Annotated in this window: 16 protein-coding genes; 2 read left to right on the forward strand and 14 right to left on the reverse strand. The window is 56.7% G+C overall.

Annotated elements, in window-relative coordinates; all coding sequences use genetic code 11:
* Window positions 1-57: 57 nt before the first annotated feature.
* Both GXM22_RS15130 and GXM22_RS10805 read right to left on the reverse strand, forming a co-directional pair.
* A complete protein-coding gene (locus GXM22_RS15130; RefSeq protein ID WP_005931041.1) occupies window positions 58-537 on the reverse strand; it encodes a hypothetical protein in 480 nt (159 codons plus the stop codon).
* 169 nt (window positions 538-706) lie between these two features.
* Window positions 707-1,885: a phosphopentomutase gene (locus GXM22_RS10805; RefSeq protein WP_005931044.1), complete on the reverse strand. Its 1,179-nt coding sequence runs from the start codon at window positions 1,883-1,885 to the stop codon at window positions 707-709.
* 334 nt (window positions 1,886-2,219) lie between these two features.
* Between GXM22_RS10805 and pyk the strand changes: the two genes are divergently transcribed.
* Both pyk and GXM22_RS10815 read left to right on the forward strand, forming a co-directional pair.
* Window positions 2,220-3,968 (forward strand): pyruvate kinase, encoded by a 1,749-nt coding sequence (pyk, locus tag GXM22_RS10810; RefSeq protein ID WP_005931050.1) that lies wholly within the window; start codon window positions 2,220-2,222, stop codon window positions 3,966-3,968.
* Window positions 3,969-3,985: 17 nt separating this feature from the next.
* Window positions 3,986-4,438, forward strand: coding sequence for an S-ribosylhomocysteine lyase (locus GXM22_RS10815; protein ID WP_005931054.1), 453 nt, complete (start codon window positions 3,986-3,988; stop codon window positions 4,436-4,438).
* An 86-nt stretch (window positions 4,439-4,524) separates the two neighbouring features.
* Here the strand turns inward: GXM22_RS10815 and gpmI are convergent, their stop codons facing one another.
* The 12 genes from gpmI to GXM22_RS10875 form a co-directional block, all read right to left on the reverse strand.
* Complete coding sequence (gpmI, locus tag GXM22_RS10820; protein WP_005931058.1) at window positions 4,525-6,051, reverse strand: 2,3-bisphosphoglycerate-independent phosphoglycerate mutase; 1,527 nt, start codon at window positions 6,049-6,051, stop codon at window positions 4,525-4,527.
* A gap of 97 nt (window positions 6,052-6,148) precedes the next feature.
* Window positions 6,149-6,919: a triose-phosphate isomerase gene (gene tpiA, locus GXM22_RS10825; RefSeq protein WP_005931061.1), complete on the reverse strand. Its 771-nt coding sequence runs from the start codon at window positions 6,917-6,919 to the stop codon at window positions 6,149-6,151.
* 202 nt (window positions 6,920-7,121) lie between these two features.
* Window positions 7,122-8,330, reverse strand: coding sequence for a phosphoglycerate kinase (locus tag GXM22_RS10830; protein WP_005931064.1), 1,209 nt, complete (start codon window positions 8,328-8,330; stop codon window positions 7,122-7,124).
* 267 nt (window positions 8,331-8,597) lie between these two features.
* The gene (locus GXM22_RS10835) at window positions 8,598-10,046 is read right to left on the reverse strand and encodes a flippase (protein ID WP_005931071.1); all 1,449 of its coding nucleotides are present in this window, start codon (window positions 10,044-10,046) and stop codon (window positions 8,598-8,600) included.
* Entirely contained in the window at window positions 10,047-11,030 is a 984-nt protein-coding gene (locus tag GXM22_RS10840) for a glycosyltransferase family 2 protein (RefSeq protein WP_005931073.1), read from the reverse strand.
* Between the two features lie 13 nt (window positions 11,031-11,043).
* A complete protein-coding gene (locus GXM22_RS10845; RefSeq protein WP_005931076.1) occupies window positions 11,044-12,000 on the reverse strand; it encodes a glycosyltransferase family 2 protein in 957 nt (318 codons plus the stop codon).
* Between the two features lie 11 nt (window positions 12,001-12,011).
* Complete coding sequence (locus GXM22_RS10850) at window positions 12,012-13,160, reverse strand: EpsG family protein (RefSeq protein ID WP_005931079.1); 1,149 nt, start codon at window positions 13,158-13,160, stop codon at window positions 12,012-12,014.
* 12 nt (window positions 13,161-13,172) lie between these two features.
* A complete protein-coding gene (locus GXM22_RS10855; protein WP_035393673.1) occupies window positions 13,173-14,171 on the reverse strand; it encodes a glycosyltransferase family 2 protein in 999 nt (332 codons plus the stop codon).
* A gap of 15 nt (window positions 14,172-14,186) precedes the next feature.
* The gene (locus GXM22_RS10860) at window positions 14,187-15,161 is read right to left on the reverse strand and encodes a glycosyltransferase family 2 protein (RefSeq protein ID WP_005931083.1); all 975 of its coding nucleotides are present in this window, start codon (window positions 15,159-15,161) and stop codon (window positions 14,187-14,189) included.
* 9 nt (window positions 15,162-15,170) lie between these two features.
* Window positions 15,171-16,274, reverse strand: a complete 1,104-nt coding sequence (locus GXM22_RS10865) for a glycosyltransferase family 1 protein (RefSeq protein ID WP_035393852.1) — start codon at window positions 16,272-16,274, stop codon at window positions 15,171-15,173.
* 2 nt (window positions 16,275-16,276) lie between these two features.
* On the reverse strand, window positions 16,277-17,281 hold the full coding sequence (locus GXM22_RS10870) for an NAD-dependent epimerase/dehydratase family protein (RefSeq protein ID WP_005931087.1): 1,005 nt from the start codon (window positions 17,279-17,281) through the stop codon (window positions 16,277-16,279).
* On the reverse strand, window positions 17,278-18,729 hold the full coding sequence (locus tag GXM22_RS10875) for a sugar transferase (RefSeq protein WP_005931089.1): 1,452 nt from the start codon (window positions 18,727-18,729) through the stop codon (window positions 17,278-17,280). The genes GXM22_RS10870 and GXM22_RS10875 overlap by 4 nt, the downstream gene beginning before the upstream one ends.
* Window positions 18,730-19,385 lie beyond the last annotated feature (656 nt).

Consider the following 19,385-nt stretch of genomic DNA (forward strand, 5'->3'; position numbering starts at 1 on the left):
CCGGGCCTTGCAAAAGGTCCGGGGCTTGTTGTCTGCTGATTTTACAGAGAAGCGCGATTACTCAGCGTCGCCCAGCTCAAAGGTCTTGACAGAGACAGTGCCGTTGCGGCCAACCTTGTCGGTGCGCAGATACTGGCGGGTGGTCTCGCCGTTGCTGGTCACGTCAGCAACATAGATCTGCTCGGCCTCGGCCTCGATGGGGAACTCCTCGGCCATGCCCTTCATGGGCAGAGCGCTCAGGTCTGCGTAAGCGCCGTTCACCTTCCACAGCTTCATGGTGTCGCCGTTGGACAGGGTGAACTCGCCGTAGCAGTCAGCGGAGTAGGTGGTGCCGTTCACATCCAGATCCTCGGTGCTGACAACGCTGGCGGCAGCGGCCTCGCTCTCGGCAGCTTCGCTGGAAGCGGCCACAGAGGAAGCAGCCTCGCTGGAAGCAGCGGAGGATGCGGTGGAGGATGCACTATTGGAGCAGCCAGTCATGGCAACAGCCAGCACAGCAGCGGTCAGTGCCAGACCCAGAGTACGATTGATTCTCATGTGATAGTCTCCTTCTATTCTGAAACCATATCAATTCCTGCGCCCGGCGTAAACTTTGTACGCACCGGGCGTGCATGTGCTAGTCTACCACAACTGACTATATTGTTCAAGACTTTGCACAAAAAATAGCCCTCTCGGTCACGCTGTCGCATGACTGAGAGGGCCGATATTACTTCAGGATCTCCTGCAGCACGCTGTGGCCGTCCAGGCTGGAAGCATCCACACCCAGATATTCACACACGGTCTGTGCAATGGTGCCAAAGCAGAGCCGGGTGCCCAGATCCACACCGGGCTTCACGCCCTTGCCGCAGACCAGATACGGCACATACTCGCGGGTATGGTCGGTGGTCTTGGTGTAGGAGGGGTCGCAGCCGTGGTCGGCGGTAATCATCAGCAGGTCGCCCTCCCGCATCCCGGGGATGAAGTCGGCCAGGAAGCGGTCAAACTCGGTGGCGGCGGCGGCATAGCCGGGCACGTCGCGGCGGTGGCCGTAGAGCATATCAAAATCCACCAGATTCACAAAGGCCAGACCCTCGAAATCCCGGGTCTGCAATGCCTTGGTGAAGGCGATGCCATTGGTGTTGCCGGTGGTCTTGATCTTTTCGGTCACGCCCTGTCCGTCAAAGATATCAAAGATCTTGCCCACGGCGATAACATCCCTGCCGGCCTCCTTCAGCAGGTCGAGCATGGTGGCACGGGGCGGCTTCAGGCTCAGGTCGTGGCGGTTGGTGGTGCGGTAGAAGGTCTCGGCGCTGCTGCCCAGGAAGGGCCGGGCGATGACGCGGCCCACGCCGTACGCGCCCTTCAGCATCTCACGGGCGATCTCGCAGTAGCGGTAGAGCTCGTGCACAGGCACCAGCTCCTCGTGGGCAGCCACCTGGAACACGCTGTCTGCGCTGGTGTAGACGATGAGGGCATTTTCCTTCATGGCCTGCTCGCCGTAGTCCTTCAGCACCTCGGTGCCGGAATAAGGCAGATTGCAGAGGACTTTGTGGCCGGTTTTTGCCTCAAACTCCTGAATGAGCTCCTCCGGGAAGCCGTTGGGGAAGGTGGGCAGCGGGTTCGGGCTGACCACACCGGCGATCTCCCAGTGGCCGATGGTGGTATCCTTGCCCATGCTCTGCTCCTGCAGGCGGGCAAAGGCACCGGCGGGCGCGTCGGTCTTTTCGCCCGCGGTCACACCGTCAATGTTGAACAGGCCCAGCTTTTTCAGGTTGGGGCAGTTGAAATTGGGATGCCCTGCAATGGCCCCCAGCGTGTTGGTGCCCTCGTCGCCAAAGGCGGCTGCATCCGGCTCCGCGCCGATGCCAAAGCTGTCCAGCACGATCAAAAATACACGCTTTTCCATATGTTTTCACTCCATTTTCCTCCGGGCTGCCCCGGAACAGTCGCACTTTTGCTTACCTTCATTATAAGCAAATCCCGCCGGTTATGCAAGCGCTTTGTGGTGGAAAGTTTTTTGTTCAAACCTGATGAAATCTTAGCAGTTTCTTTGCAAAGATTTTTCTTGCGCTATTGTATCCAAGAGCTTATAATGTATAGTGGTATGGTTTTTTGAAACAGCCATATTGGCGTATACTGCCGCCGCGGGCGCAAAGCAATCACTGCCCGCCAGAGAGCAGCCAGCTTGGGCTGCTGCGTCAAGATAGAGAGCATTATAGCGTAAACGTTGGAGGTATTTTATGAGAAAAACGAAGATCATCTGCACCCTGGGCCCTTCTACCGATAAGGGCGATGTCCTGCGCGACCTGATCGCAAACGGCATGAACGTGGCCCGTTTCAACTTCTCCCACGGTTCCTACGAGGAGCACGGCGGCCGTCTGGCAAAGCTGAAGGCTCTGCGTGAGGAGCTGGGCAAGCCCGTTGCCGCCCTGCTGGACACCAAGGGCCCCGAGATCCGTCTGAAGGAGTTCAAGAACGGTGTGGAGATGCTGGAAGCCGGCCAGACCTTTACCCTGACCACCCGCGAGGTGGAGGGCACCAAGGAGATCTGCTCCGTCACTTACAAGGATCTGCCCCAGGACGTGCAGCCCGGCGGCACCATCATGCTGGACGACGGCCTGATCATGCTGCACATTGAGCAGGTCACCGACACCGACATCATCTGCACCGTGCTGAACAGCGGCAAGATCAAGACCAAAAAGGGTGTCAATGTGCCCGGCGTGCATCTGTCCATGCCCTACCTGAGCCAGAAGGACCGCGAGGACATCATCTTTGGAGTGCAGAACGGCTTTGACTTCATCGCTGCTTCCTTTGTGCGCACCGCGCAGGATGTGTACGACATCCGCAACCTGCTGAATGAGTACGATTCCAACATCCGCATCATTGCCAAAATCGAGAACCGCGAGGGCGTGAACAACATCGACAGCATCCTCTCCGCAGCCGATGCCGTCATGGTGGCCCGTGGTGACCTGGGCGTTGAGATCGACTTCACCGAGCTGCCCGGCATCCAGAAGGACATCATCGACCGCTCCTTCTCCTTCGGCAAGCCCATCGTCACTGCCACCCAGATGCTGGACAGCATGATGGTCAACCCCCGCCCCACCCGTGCCGAGATCTCCGACGTGGCAAATGCCATCTACGATGGCACCTCCGCCATCATGCTGTCTGGTGAGACTGCTGCCGGTGACTATCCCGTGGAGGCCCTCAAGACCATGTCCGCCATTGCAGAGCGCACCGAGAACGAGGAGCACTACCGCTCCCAGCGCCACGCCGAGATCCAGATCAGCGTCAGCGATGCAACCGCGCATGCTGCCTGCCTGACCGCCAAGGACGTGAACGCTGCCGCCATCGTCACCGTGTCCGAATCCGGCAACACCGCTCGCCTGCTGAGCAAGTACCGCCCCAAGCAGCCCATCATTGCCTGCGTTATGGACGAGCAGGTGCAGCGTCAGCTCTCCCTGAGCTGGGGCATCACTTCCCTGCTGATGGGCCCCGCCCACAGCACCGATGAGCTGATCGAGATGTCCACCGCTCTGGCCGAGAAGAACGGCTACCTGCACAACGGCGAGCTGGCCGTTGTGACCGCAGGCGTGCCCGTGGGCGTTTCCGGCACCACCAACATGATCAAGATCCACATGGTGGGCAACTGCCTGGCCACCGGTGTAGGCGTGGGCCGCGGCAAGACCGATCTGGTCTCCGCAAGCGGCAAGGCCTGCGTCTGCCGCACTCTGGAGGAGGTCAAGGCAAAGTTCCGCCCCGGCATGGTGCTGGTCGTTCCCTCCACCACCAACGAGATGCTGGGCTATGTCCGCGATGCCGCCGCTCTGGTGGTTGAGGAGCCCGGCCTGAACAGCCACGCTGCCATCGTGGGCAACTCCCTGCTCAAGCCCACCATCGTGGGTGCTGCAGGTGCCTGCAGCCACATCCGCGACGGCCTGGATATCGCTGTGGATTGTGCCCACGGCAGTGTCCAGCGCCTGCAGGCCTGATCCTGAAGGAGAACATCATGGAACGCATTGCAAGCTTCTGTGTCGATCACACCAAGCTGGACCGGGGCATGTACCTGAGCCGCCAGGACGGTGATGTGCTGACCTGGGACATCCGGATGAAGAAGCCCAATCAGGGCGATTACCTGACCACCGGTGCCGCCCACACGCTGGAGCACCTGTTTGCCACCTACGCCCGCAACAGCGCAGTGAAGGACGGCGTGATCTACGTTGGCCCCATGGGCTGCCGCACCGGCTTCTACCTGCTCACCCGCGGGCTGACCCCGGCACAGGCATTGGCGCTGACCGTGGATTCCTTCCGCTTCATGGCCGCCTTTGAGGGGGATATCCCCGGTGCCAGCGAGGTGGAATGCGGCAACTACCGCGATATGGATCTGCCCGCTGCCAAGGCCGAGGCAGCCGCCATGCTGCCGGTGCTGGAAGCACTGACCGCTGACCAGCTGCACTACTAAGCGATACAGCAAAAGACCTCCCCATGCAGGCAGCACCTGCACGGGGAGGTCTTTTTGCGTTTCAGGAAAGCTTTTTTGCGGAGTGCTTACTCCACGATGATGCTCTTGCCGGTCATCTCAGCGGGGACAGGCAGGCCGATATAGGGCAGCATGGTAGGGGCGATATCTGCCAGGCAGCCGCCCTCGCGCAGCTTCACATCGCCGCAGCCAACGGCCACAAAAGGCACCACGTTGGTGGTGTGGGCGGTGAAGGGAGTGCCGTCCGGGTTCATCATCTTCTCGGCGTTGCCGTGGTCAGCCGTGATAAAGGCACAGCCGCCTGCGTTCAGCACAGCGGTGACCACCTGATCCACAGCGGTATCCACAGCCTCAACGGCCTTGACAGCGGCATCGAACACGCCGGTGTGGCCGACCATGTCGCAGTTGGCAAAGTTCAGGATGACCACATCATACTTGCCGCTCTCGATGCGCTTGACGCACTCAGCAGCCACCTCAGGGGCGCTCATCTCAGGCTGCAGGTCGTAGGTGGCAACCTTCGGGCTGGGGATGACGCAGCGGTCCTCACCCTCGTAGGGAGCCTCCACACCGCCGTTGAAGAAGAAGGTGACGTGTGCATACTTCTCGGTCTCGGCAATACGCAGCTGGGTCTTGCCATTCTCGGACAGGTACTGGCCCAGAACATTCTTCAGCTCCACGGGAGGATAGGCGACCTCGCAGTTGGGCATGGTGGCATCGTACTCGGCCATGCAGACATAGTTGACCTGCTTGCGGCCGCCGCGGCGCTCAAAGCCCTTGAAGTCGTCATCGCAGAAGATGCGGGTCATCTGGCGGGCACGGTCGGGACGGAAGTTCATAAAGATGACGGTATCGCCATCCTGCACGCGGCCGCCCTCACAGGTGACGCAGGGCAGAACGAACTCGTCGGTCTTATCGGCAGCATAGGATGCCTCAATGGCCTCGGCAGCGTTGGCAGCGTGGTTGCCCTCACCGTAGACGAATGCGGCGTAAGCCTTCTCCTCGCGGTCCCAGTTGTTGTCGCGGTCCATGGCGTAGTAACGGCCGGAAACGCTGGCGATCTTGCCAACGCCCAGCTCATCCAGCTTGGCCTGCAGGTCAGCCAGGAAGCCCTTGCCGGCGTGGGGGTCGGTATCACGGCCATCGGTGATGCAGTGCAGGTAGACTTCCTTTGCGCCCATGTGCTTTGCCATTTCCAGCACGCCGAACCAGTGGTCAGCGTGGCTGTGGACACCGCCGGTGCCCACCAGGCCCATCAGGTGGATGGCCTTGCCTGCCTCAATGGCGGCCTTCATGTTCTTGACCAGCACGGGGTTCTTGAACATTTCACCGTCCCGGATGGATTTGGTGATGAGGGTCAGCTGCTGGTAAACGATGCGGCCAGCGCCCATGTTGGTGTGGCCCACCTCAGAGTTGCCCATCTGGCCATCGGGCAGGCCGACAGCCATGCCGGAGGCATCGATGGTGGTCATGGGATATTTTTCCATCAGGGCATCCAGATGGGGGGTCTTTGCGGCGACTACGGCATTGCCGTAGGTCTCGTTGGGCACCCAGCCAAAGCCATCCATGATGCACAGAAGTACAGGTTTCTTGGACATAACGTTGAATCTCCTTTGATTTAGAACAAATAGCGCCCGGCACAGCGCTGGAAAAACGGCGCAGCCGGGCGCTGGGAAAACAGGTCAGAGGGCCTTCTCAGCCGTTGGAAGCGGCATTGACGATAACAGCAAAATCAGGAGCCTTCAGAGATGCGCCGCCGATCAGACCGCCGTCCACATCCTTCTTGCTCAGCAGCTCCTCGCAGTTCTTGGCGTTCATGCTGCCGCCGTACTGGACCGTGACAGCCTCGGCCACAGCCTCGCCGTACACTTCGCCAATGACCTTGCGGATCTGAGCGCAGACCTCCTCGGCCTGGTCAGCGGTCGCGGTCTTGCCGGTGCCGATGGCCCAGATGGGCTCGTAGGCAATGACCACATTTGCCATCTGCTCGGCGGTCACGTCGCGCAGGGCGATCTTGGTCTGCATCCGCACCAGCTCCTCGGTCACGCCCTCCTCGCGCTGCTGCAGGCTCTCGCCCACGCAGATGATGACCTTCAGGCCCGCATTCAGGGCAGCCAGAGCGCGCTTGTTCACGGTCTGGTCGGTCTCTGCAAAGTACTGGCGGCGCTCGGAGTGGCCGACGATGACGTACTCCACGCCCAGATCCACCAGCATATCGGCGCTGATCTCGCCGGTGAACGCACCGGACTTCTCAAAGTGGACATTCTCAGCACCCACATGGATGTTGGTGCCCTTGGTCTTTTCCACAGCGGTGACCAGATCGGTGTAGGGGGTGCAGATAACGACCTCACAGGAAGCATCCTTGACGGCGGGGATCAGCTCATCCACCAGCTTGGCTGCCTCAGTGGCGGTCTTGTTCATCTTCCAGTTGCCTGCAATGATTGCCTTACGCTTTGCCTTATCCATTCTAACGATCTCCTTATCACAAAATACCTCCCCGCCGCCTTCGGTGCCGCCTCTCCCGGCAGGAGAGGCAGGATAAACGACATCTCCTGCCTCCCGGATGGGGAGCTGGCGAGCGTCGGCAAGCCTGAGAGATCTTATTACCCAAAATAAAAAGTGCGGCGGCGTATATGCCGCCGCACCTCAGTGATGCTGGTTCAGATGCTTATGCGTTCTGGATCACAGCGATACCAGGCAGCTCCTTGCCCTCCAGATACTCCAGAGAAGCGCCGCCGCCGGTAGAGATGTGGGTCATCTTGTCGCCCAGGCCCATCTGCTGCACAGCTGCTGCGCTGTCGCCGCCGCCGATCACGGTGGTAGCATCGCTCTCAGCCATAGCCTTGGCAACAGCCAGAGTACCAGCTGCCAGGGTGGGGTTCTCGAACACGCCCATGGGGCCGTTCCACACCACGGTCTTGGATGCCTTGACAGCATCGGCAAACAGCTTCATGGTCTCGGGGCCGATATCGCAGCCCTCCATGTCAGCAGGGATGGCAGTGACGGGCACCACAGTGACATCCACGGGAGCGTCGATGGGATCGGGGAAGTCCTTGATGCAGGCTGCATCCACAGGCAGCAGCAGCTTCACGCCCTTCTCCTTGGCCTTGGCCATCATTTCCTTGCAGTAATCCAGCTTGGTATCGTCGCACAGGCTCTTGCCGACTTCGTAGCCCTGTGCCTTGACGAAGGTGTAAGCCATGCCGCCGCCGATGATCAGGGTATCGACCTTCTCCAGCAGATTGGAGATGACGTTCAGCTTATCGGCGACCTTAGCGCCGCCCAGGATGGCGGTGAAGGGACGGACGGGATTGTTGACAGCGTTGCCCAGGTACTTGATCTCCTTCTCCATCAGGTAACCGACAGCGGTATCCTTAATGTAGTCGGTGACACCTGCGGTGGAGCAGTGTGCACGGTGGCAGCTGCCGAATGCATCGTCAACGTATGCATCTGCCAGAGAAGCCAGCTCCTGGCTGAACTCAGGCATGTTCTTGGTTTCTTCCTTGCGGAAACGGGTGTTCTGCAGCAGAACGACATCGCCGTTGTTCATTGCGGCAACAGCAGCCTTTGCGTTCTCGCCCACAACGTTATCGTCATCAGCGAACACAACGGTCTTGCCCAGCTTTGCGCTCAGAGCCACAGCAACGGGTGCCAGGCTGAACTTTGCCTCGGGGCCGTTCTTGGGTTTGCCCAGGTGGCTGCACAGGATGACCTTAGCACCATCGTTGACCAGCTTCTGGATGGTGGGCAGAGCCGCATTGATGCGGTTCTCGTTGGTGATCACGCCGTCCTTCATCGGGACATTGAAATCGCAGCGGACAAGGACCTTCTTGCCGCAGTAATTCTGATCGTCGATCGTTTTCTTACCTAAACCCATGGTAACAAACTCCTCTCAAATTCTTTTCGTTCGGAATCGAATTTTGCTCTTCATCGGGGGCCGCGCACTGCGAACTTCCCCGTACATCCTTATTATAAACAAAAAGCGTGTGTATTGCAAGGACAGGGGATGGATAATTTATTAACAAACATTTGTTGCAGAAGCAAAGAAATGTGGTGATTTTGCCGGAACGCACCAAAAAACGCCGTTTTTTCTGAAAAAGACCCGCCGCAGGGAGTGTTCGCCCCCGCAGCGGGTCCTGTCCATTCAGGATGTTTTCCGGAACTTCTGCTTCGCTTTTTCCAGATATTCCAGCACCAGCGGATTTTTCATGCCCAGCAGGATGACCGCGTATGCAGCCACTGAGCCCAGCACTGCCGCCAGAATGCAGATGAGATTGGGCAGAGCCAGTGCCTTGACCCCGGTACAGACAAGAACGATACCCACACAGCCGCAGAGCACCGAGCCAACGGTGCGCCGGTCAGCTGAGACCGTGACCAGACCCCTGGAGCAGCGGATACAGAGTATCATGGAGCACAGCTCTGCCAGCAGGGTGGTAAAGGCCGCCGCATTCTCCCGGAACCGCGGGATGAGCAGGATGTTCAGCCCCACGTTCAGCAGACCGCTGACCAGCGTGATCCAGAACAGTTCCTTTTCTCTTCCGCAGGGCAGAAGCGCGCAGGAATTGTACAGCCAGCCAAACAGACAGACGATCAGGGCAAGACTCAGGATCTGCAGGGGCATCACCGCATCCAGATAGCTTTCCCCGGAAATAAAGAGGACGACCTCCCGGCTGAGGGCAAACAGTCCCACCACAGCCGGAGCCACCACCACGATGAGCGCGTTGAAGATATTGTTGAACAGCTTGTTGAAGTTTGCCTTGTCCCCCACGCCCGCATAATGGGACAGCCGCGGGATAGACACCACCAGCACCGCCGAAAGCAGGTTCTTTACAATGCCATAGATCTTACCCGCCACCGAGTAAATGCCCACATTGTAATCTGTTCCCAGAATGCCCAGAATCGTGGTATCCGAACTGACATAAAGGGTCGTTGCCAGCGTGGATGCAAAGATGATGAGGATGGGCTTGAGGTGCTTTTTCCAGTCGATCCTTCTTGTCAGCCAGATGGTGCAGTACCGCCGGACCCGGAAAAAGTTGAGCACATTGGCACCTACCGCCGCAAACACCGTGATGCCCGCATAGATGCAGTAGTCATCCCGGGTCTTGACGAAGGCAAACAGCATGAAAATGGACAGCACCTGAAACAGCAGGCCTCGGATGGTGATATAGGTATACTCCTCAAAGATCGTGAACACCCATTCGGTACCGATGGTCGTAAAGAAAATCTGTAAACTCAGCACCAGCATCAGGTCGGTATAGGCATGGAGCTTTGTCCAGAAAAGCATCGTCACCGCCAATGCCGCATAGGTCAGGGCCGTGGAGATCATATTGATGGAGAACATCTCCGATGCAAAAGCCGACAGTTTTTCCCGGTCATTCACATAGCGGGAGCCCTCACGCACCGCATAGGAGGAGATGCCAAGGCCTGCAAACAGCAGAAAATACCCGCAGACGGAGCTTGCAAAGTTCACTTTGCCCAGGTTTTCCACCTGAAGAACATTAGAAGCGTAAGGGAATGTGATGAGCGGGAAGATAATATTCATCAGTGTCTTGAATGCGCTCATCGCTGCATTCAGACTGAGGGACTTTTTCATTCAGATCTCCACTTCGTAAGTTTTTCTGGCCTGTTTCTTTTTCAGCCAGCTGTTCCAGAGCAGATACGAATACAACGTTTTTATAAAATACCGATACTGCCCTGCACGAAGCCAGCCTAGCAGAAGGGGGCCGGCATTTCTCTTAAACTCCCGTTCCGCTTCGGCACACGCCTGCTCCATAAAAGCATCATCCTTGCAGTATTTCACCACAATTTCTCTGCACCGGAGCGCATATCCGGCCCGTGCAGACCGGTACACGAACGGTTCATCTGCAAACACTTTGCAGATACGCTGCCATGCCTTCAGCTCTGTCAGTTTTCCTGCCGAGTAATGCCCGCTCGTCACCGAGTCATCGTTGACATAGTAATAGTAAAGTGCCTTGTCGATGCAGGCAATTTTTTCTGCCTTTCGGATACATTTCGCAAGAAACAGCGTATCCTCACCAATTTTCAAGTCAGTATCAAACGCAACGTCTTGCGTGACCGCGCGGCGGTAAACTGCTCCCCAGCACACTGTATGTGCCTTCCGGCTGTTCCAGTCATATCGTCTGACCGGCATAACACTGACTTTCTCCGTCTCATCGCTCTTTGTCTGGGTTCGTCCGGTCGTGCCCAGAAGATCCAGACCGTAACAATAAGCAATCTCCGCACCGGTCTCATCCAGCACTCTTTTGAGCCGCTCTATGCACTCGGCATGGAGTGAATCATCCGGGTCAGCAAAAGAAATCAGCGTGCCTGTACTTTTTTCCAGTCCCAGATTTCGCGCAGAGGAAACACCACCGTTTGACTTATGGTATATCTTGATCCGCGGATCTTTTTCCGCGCAGCGCTGGCAGATGGCAAGGGAGTTGTCTGTTGACTCATCATCCACCAGAATGATCTCCAGATCCCGATAGGTCTGACCAAGGATGCTGTCCAGACATTTTTCCAGATACTTTTCCTTGTTATAGATCGGCACAATGATACTGACGGTATCGTTCAGCACAAATTTTCCTCCCTTATTTTGCCGCCGGGCCGTTTTTCAGCAGGAACAGTTTTGCATACAGCCTCCGGCTGCATCTGAGCAGCTGATACTTCCGCTGGCTGCTGGTGCAGAGCAGCTTTGCCGCCGCCGGGTCACACTCCTGCAGAAAGGCCTCCATCTTTGCGCGGCGCACCGTGTCCTGCATCAGATACGGATAGCAGTGCTCCACCACGCTCAGCATGGCAGCATCATTCTCCGGCATTCCCGGGTATGCTTCCCGGATGGCCCGATATTTCTGATAGCCCATATCCAGCTTATCCTCATAGAACTTCATGTTCCTGCGGTGAAGGATGCTGTCCGGGCGCTGATAGTAATAATACAGCGGCACCGGGCGGTATACGACCTTGCTGCACTGCTGAAAAATGCGGTATGTCGTACCCTGATCTTCCATCATCCGCCCCAGCGGATAGCGGATATCCCGGAACAGCTCCCGCTTGTAGAGCTTGTTCCAGGCAAAATCCCCCAGCTCATCCGAGACAAGGGTGCTGCGGATGGCCTCCCGGCCTGTCATACACTGCACCGGTACGGCGAGTTCAGCCGGGGCAAGCTCTTCCTCCCGTTCAAACATCCGGAAGCCCACCACAGCCACGTCCGCATCCTGTTCCTGCAGGTCACGGCAGAGCGTTTCCAGCATCCGGCTGTCCAGAAGATCATCACTGTCCACAAAGCAGAGATACGTTCCCTTTGCCCGTTCGAGCCCTGTGTTGCGTGCTGCAGAGAGGCCCCCGTTTTTCTGGTGGACTGCCGTTACACGTTCTTCCTGTGCGGCATATTCGTCGCAGATGGCTCCACTGGCATCGGTGGAACCATCATCCACCAGCAGGACCTCAAGATTCCGATAGGTCTGGTGCAGGATGCTGTCCACGCAGCGGCAGAGATATCGCTCCACATTGTAGACCGGAACAATGACACTGATCAGCTCTGTCTCCATGTTCTGTTCCCTCAGAAGAATGTTTCTCTGCCGATGTGGAGGATCTCCGAGGTGTACGGACAAATGGCATTGTTGCCCTGAATATACGCCTGATAGATCCAGATGATGACCAGCATTCCCCACATGGCAGCCTTCAGCAGCTTGCGCAGACGCTCATCCTCCACGCACTTGACCACACGGCCAATGGCGAGATAACGGAAGAACGCAAAATACAGGCAGATGCGGTAGAGCGGCACATTGATGTTGCGCAGCTGGGCCGTTGCCATCTCGATCAGGATCATCACGATCCAGAAATCAGCATCCGAGCGGGTAAAGCGGCGGCGGCCCTCCCCTTCCTCTTTTGCGTACCAGCGATACAGCACAATGGGCAGGATCAGGAACGGCAGACGCACAATGATGGGGTTCAGCGTGAAACCGCCCGCATTGGCATCATAATAATATCCGTAAAGTCGATCAATGAAGTCCACATTCAGGGCCAGCCTGACCACAGCCTTGCTGAAGAAGGCAAGGTAGACCGAAAATGCCGCCAGGCCACCCTTGACCCACCAGTTGTCGAAATGCTGAAGCAGGATATAGATCAGCAGCGCACCAAACGAGATAAAGGTGGCATTGTGGAACAGGCAGGAGACCGCCAGCAGTAGGACCGCCCAGTGATACTTTTTCTTCCACACAAAGCTGAACGCCAGAAATGCCACGCCCAGCGCCACAGACTGCCGCTCGGCATTGTAGGTATCGCCATAATACAGGCAGAGGTAAGCCAGCCAGCCATAGGGCACGGAGACATACTCCTTATACTGCACCAGCCCGATCATAAACAGGCCGCAGGCCAGCAGGTCCACCATAAAGTAGAGCCAGTGGACATCACCAAAAACATGGGCCGCCAGATAGACCAGCGTCATAAACAGCGGCTCTGTTTTGTGCCGCTGCCGGATGCAGGCCAGCAGACCATCCTGCAGCTTTGCATCCGCCACCCATTCCTCATACACCACGCTGTCCGTGCCAATGGACGGGTCCCGCAAGCCTGCCAATACCGCCATCACCAGCACCGCCAGCGCCAGGCAGAGATAAAAGCCCTTCTCGTTGTTTTTCTTCGTCCGCAGGTGCTCACCATAGGCGGCAATGCCCACAGAAACCGCAAAAGCCCCCAGATAAATCAGCATAACTTCTCCATTTTATTTTTCGACCGTGTGTTTATTTTTCCATTCTCCCAGACCATAAACGGCATAAAACAGCCGCTTGCTGATCAGAAGTGTTTCCACCTTGATCCGGTCTGCTCTTTTGGCCCAGGGCCGCCGGGTAAGCGCCCGGTGTTCCTGCACAAAGCGGCAGATCAGTGCCTGAGCCTCCGGATAGCTGGCAAAGCCGCCATCCAGAATGCCTTTCAGTGTCTTCAGGTATGTAACCAGCTGCAGATATTCCGCTTCTGCTTTCAGCACAGGGACCGTTTCCGCAATAAAGCGGGTCACGTCTTCGCCCACATCCAGAATGACCAGATTCTTCTCGGCAATGCCGCTCTTCATGGTCGAACCGGTATGGATGCGGTAATCGTACATCGGTTCCGGAAACACTTCCACTTTTGCACAGCGGGCAATGGCCCGATACATTACCGCATAGTCCTCGTACAGGACGCCAACGGGGAACTGCAAATCTCCCCAAACCTCCCGCCGGAAGAAAACGCCGCCTGCTCCATGCCCGATGCCCTGATGAAGCAGCATCCGGCGCATGGTCTCTTCCCGGTTCAGCATCTCTGGGATCTGGTGCGAATTTTCTGTCCGTCCCTCCGGCTGCTCTGTCGAGAACATCTCCAGCGGGGTCAGGGCTGCATCAGCACCATCTGCCTCACAGCGCTCCACAAATTGGTCAAACGCTGTGGAGCGGATCAGGTCATCGCTGTCCAGCAGGTAAAAATATTTTCCCTGCGCCTGTTTCAACCCAACGTTCCGGGCATCAGACTGCCCCCCATTGGGTTTATGGAACACCCGGATGCGGCCATCCTCCGCAGCCAGTTCATCACAAAGCTCTCCGCTGCCATCGGTGGAGCCGTCATCTACCAAAAGCAGCTCCCAGTTCTGGTAACTCTGCGCCTGCACACTCTGCACACAGTCCCGCAGATACGGATAAACATTATAGACCGGCACAATGACCGATACAAGCGGTTTTCTTTCCTCCAACCGGATCCCTCCACTTTACTTTTTTCCACGCCACTGCGTTTTTTCATAAACCCGTCGGGTCATGGCATAGCCGCTGTAGGAAAGCGCCGCCGCCAGCCGGGCCTTTTTGCGGGCCTGCGGATCCAGCAGAACATTCCGGCGGTATTTTTTCACTTCCTGCCAGAGAGCCTTCTCTATTTTTTCATGCTGCCTGTCCTGAATCTGGAACAGGATATTGCAGACATTGCTCAGATAGCGGCACTCCGCCGCACGGCTCAGCCGGGGGAAATCACGCTTTACGTTTTCCATCAGCGCGTGGCAGTGCCGCACGCTGTCCAGCTTTCTGGGGTTGAAGGCCATATTCTGGATGCTGCTGCCCCGCTGGAAATAATAGTAATCCCGGTTTGCGATATGTGCCGCCTTATGGGCACGCTTTGTCACCTCGTAGGCGACCGGGATATCCTCATAGAGCTTGCCCACCGGGTAGCGCACGCCCTCAAACAGTGCACGCTTATAGAGCTTGGTGGGGGTGGTCACCTCCATGCCCTCCTGATACAGGATGCGGCGCAGGCATTCCTCCCGGCTCAGGATCTCGAATGCTTCCAGACGCTCTGTGGGCACGGACTGCACCGGCTGGCCCTCGAACACCTCTTCAAAACAGCTGGCTGAAAAATCCGCTCCTGCCTGCTCCAGTGCCCGGTACAGGTTCTCGATGTAATAGGGTGACACCCAGTCATCGCCATCCACAAAAGAGAGGTATTCCCCCTTTGCTGCGTCCACACCAGCGTTGCGGGCATCGGACAGACCGCCATTTTTCTTGTGGAGCACCCGCACCCGGGCATCCTGTGCAGCATATTCACCACAGAGGGTCTCGCTGCCATCGGTGGAGCCGTCGTCCACCAGCAGCAGCTCCATGTTCTGATAGCTCTGCCCCAGCAAGCTGTTCACACAGCGGTTCAGATATGGCTTTACATTATAAACAGGAACGATGATGCTTACCAAAGGATCCATCTTATCTCCTCATTTCAGCAGATCGAAGTAAAACTCTTCCAGCTTCTTCGCCTCGGTGACGATATCAAAGCCGCCTGCCCGCATCTCAGCAGAGGTATCCCGCCGCCGGGCATTTTCTGCAGCCCGGATCGCCGCATCCGCCCAGACTGCCGGGCTTTCCTGCAAGCTCAGGTACTGCATCTCGGGCAGGACCTGAGCCTCCTGCGGCACCTCCGTGGAACAGATGACCGGCAATGCCGCCGCTTGTGCTTCGATCAGCACGATCCCAAGCCCCTCATACCGCGAGGGCAGAACAAAGGCATCCATGGCCTGATAAAACTTTGCGGGATCGCTCTGGCGGCCCAGAAAGCGGACATTCTCCTGCAGCCCCAGTGCCTCCGCTTTCCGGCGGGCAGCGGCCTCGTTTTCCCCTTCTCCGATCAGCAGTAAAACGGCATCCGGCCGTTGCTTGCAGACCTCCGCCATTACATCCAGCAGAAATTCGTGATTTTTGGCATAGCAGAACCGTCCGACATGGCCCAGCACCAGTTCATCCCCCAGGCCAAGCTCCTGCCGGACAGCTTTCCGTTGGGCGGCATCATAAGTAAAGCGGTCGAGCTCAATGGCATTGTTGAACACCCGGAAAGGCTTTTCACCATAAAGCCAGCTGCCTGCCGTTCTGGAGCAGGCACAGAGCCGGGTGGGATACACTGCGGCAAAGGGACGGAGCAGGTACTTCATCACATTTTTTGCCCCTTCTCCCCTGCCCACCGTAGAATGGTTATGCGCGATCCGGTTGGGCACCCCTGCACGCTTTGCCCCCCAGAGGGAAAGCACGCTCAGGGTGTTCATGTGGGAGTGAACGATCTGGTATCCGTTCTGACGGAACAGCCGCCCGATCTCCCGTTCATACTGCGGCAGGTGGGTATATTTTGGCACCACATACACCCGGCCGCCCAGCCGTTCGATCTCTTCCCGCTGGGGTAGGGTCGAGCCTTCCAGCGCGAAAAAATCAAACTGAACTCTGGAACGGTCCATGTGGCGGTAGTAGTTCATCACCACCATCTCCACACCGCCGTAGTTCATATCCGTCATCATCTGGGCCACACGGATGGGCTGTGCATTCTGCTCCATGGTCATACCAGCTCCTTGCGGTCACAATCCTCGAACCAGTCCCGGAAGCTCTCCTCCAGCGTATAGTGGAACTTGTAATCGGTGGCGGCCAGCTTTCTGCCGCAGACATTGGTGGATACCATCAGCTTCCGGACACGGGCGGGATGGATGCCCATCTTTTTGCCCCCGATGGGTCCCAGAATGCCCGCCGCAAACAGCAGCAGTCCGGCGGGCACCAACGGCACATGGCGGTGCAGGCCGGTCGCCTTCTGCATTGTATCGCAGATTTCTTCAATGGTATAAGCCGGCTCGTAGGTACAGTTATAGATCTCTGCTCCGGGGAAGGAATGATCCAGCATCCGGTACTTGAAGAAGCGCACCAACTCCTTGACATAGATGCACGCCTTGATGGTGTCCTTCCGGCCGGCATAAAAAAAGTAGCCCTTCTTCTGCCCCCTGTACAGGCGGGTCATGTTGCCGTGCTCCCCTTTGCCATAAACGATGCCTGGCCGCACGATGGTCAGCTCCCGGGCCGGATCACGGGCCTGCCAGATCTGGTGGATCTTTTCTGCCACCAGCTTGCTGATTCCATACGGCGTGTTGGGAGTTGGCAGAGTCTCCTCCGTCTTAAGGTCCTCAGACGCACCATAGGGTGCAATGGAACTGGTGAATAAGATCTTCCGGATGCCGTATTTTTCCGCAAATGCGGTCACATTTTCCGCGCCCCGGATATTTGTTTCAAAATAGGCTTCTTCCGGGTGGCCGGGGGTGCGGTGGACCGCTGCCAGATCAAAAATCACGTCCTCCGGAGTCGGAACGAACTCAAAATCGATGGGCTTGCGCACATCCAGCCGGATATACTGCACCCCATCGTTCTTTTCCACAATGCCCGGCACCACGCCCTCTTCCCCGGGCATCACAAGATCCAGGTCGTAGATCACGTCGCTGGGTCTGACGCACTCCTTCAGCAGCAAATGAATGAGATGGGTGCCGATAAAACCAGATCCACCAAAAAGAATATAATTCATTTTGCCCCTTTCCGGTCAAACACAACGCCCACCGTCCTGAACAGCAGGTAGATATCCATCCAAATGGACCAGTTGTCGATGTACTGGACATCCAGCTTGACCACTTCTTCAAAATCATCAATATCGCTGCGGCCACTTACCTGCCACAGGCCGGTAATTCCCGGCTTCATGGAAAGGCGGCGCTTGTGATGGCTCTCGTACTGCCGGTATTCATCCAGCGTGGGCGGGCGGGTACCCACTAGGCTCATGGAGCCCCGCACAACGTCAAAAAACTGCGGCAGCTCATCGATGCTGGTGCGACGGATGAAGCGGCCCACCCGGGTAATCCGGGGGTCATCTTCCATCTTGAACATCAGGCCGTTCATTTCGTTCTGGGCCATCAGCTCCTTTTTGCGTGCCTCCGCGTCCACATACATGCTGCGCAGCTTGTGGATGTAGAACACACGTCCATTCCGGCCCACCCGGCGCTGCTTGAAGATCAGCGGGCCGGGGCTTTCCAGCTTGAGCGGAATGGCCACCAACGCAATGATGGGGATACTGATGATGCACCCCACGATGCCGCCTACGATATCCATGGTCCGTTTCAGCACCTGATCCCGCAACTTGAGCTCCACCGTGCCCATCGTCACAACATTGCCGCCCGCACAGCGGCTCAGTTCCCGGCTGATGCGCACCGCACTGGTCTCATCGCAGCAGGCTTTTTCGATCCGATCCAGCACCGGCAGACGGAAATGGACCGTCAGCCCCATGCTCTCCATCTCCTCGAGATAGGGCAGCATGTTCTCCTCACTCTCCTGCGCCACATCCAGATACACTTCATCCAGCGCTGCCTGCCGCAGCCAGTCCATGAAATTATCGAAGTTCGCCTCGATCTTCACCCCATCGATCTCAGTGTGAAGCTGCTCCGGGGCAGCTTCCAGAATGGCAAGGCCGGTCACACACTTGGACCAGTCCTTTTTCAGCTCTTCCAGAACAGGGCTTGCGTTCTCCTGCGTGGTCACCACTCCCACAAGGCTCTGAATCCCCTTGGTATAGCGGGAGCGTACCAGCATCTTTTTGAGGACAGCATGAGCGCCCGTCATCACAAAGACATCGATGACGGGCACAAACACCAGAAAATAGCGAGAATGCAGCATGGAAGCCTTGGTCAGCGCCAGGCAGGCCGCATCAATGAGGGTCAACAAAAAATTGAACCGCACCGCAATTTCAACTTCACGAATCGGAGTGCGGTTCACGATATTTTCACTCTGATCAAATGTAAAAAAGGTCAGGATATAGGCCAGCAGCAATAAAAAACAGGCTTCTACCAGATCGTCCAGCTGGAAGTCCCCCATCTTGTGCAGAACACCTGCGGTCAGCCCCCACGCCAGCCCAATGCTGAGAACCAGAGAGAGCAGATCAATCAGAAACAGGTATCCATACTGCAGTTTTTCACGTTTCGTAATCATACTGTTTCGTTGTCTCCATTTATTTTTACCATTTTATCATATCGGGAGAAGGGTTGCAATAGATGGAGATGGAATGCGTGCTGCTTTTGTCGGATCATTACGAATGGATCGCGTCATTTTACGAAAGCGCCTTATCGCATCCAAAATGGTCAGCAAAAAGCGCCCTTTCTCTCGCATCACACAAGAGAAAGGGCGCAGTCAAGCTTTATTCAGCTCAGGAGAAACTCCGATCAGCAGTTCTCAGCGAAGTACTTAATGGTACGGACCATCTGAGAGGTGTAGGAGTTCTCGTTGTCGTACCAAGACACGACCTGAACCTGATAGGTGTCGTCGCAGCTACGCTGAATTTTTGCACTTTTCCAAGTAGTTCTTCACAGTTTCGTAACAACAGTTACAGTACCAGACCATACCGTTGTCGTACCAAAACCGGTTTGTTCGTACCACAATTATATCACGTTTCAGCGTCATTTGCAAGGATTTGATTCGTTTCACTTCTGACCTGCATTTTTAATTCTAACGTATATTTTTACAGCATTCCACGGTTCAAACGCCTTGGGTCTAGGGCTTCCGTCGGGGCAGCAGCTCTCCCAAGCACTCTCCTCAGAAGCTCTATGACAGCTAGATTGCCAACATGTTCCTGCTGATTAACTGAAATT

Origin of the sequence: Faecalibacterium duncaniae (assembly GCF_010509575.1) — a bacterium.
Taxonomy (GTDB): Bacteria; Bacillota; Clostridia; order Oscillospirales; family Ruminococcaceae; genus Faecalibacterium; species Faecalibacterium duncaniae.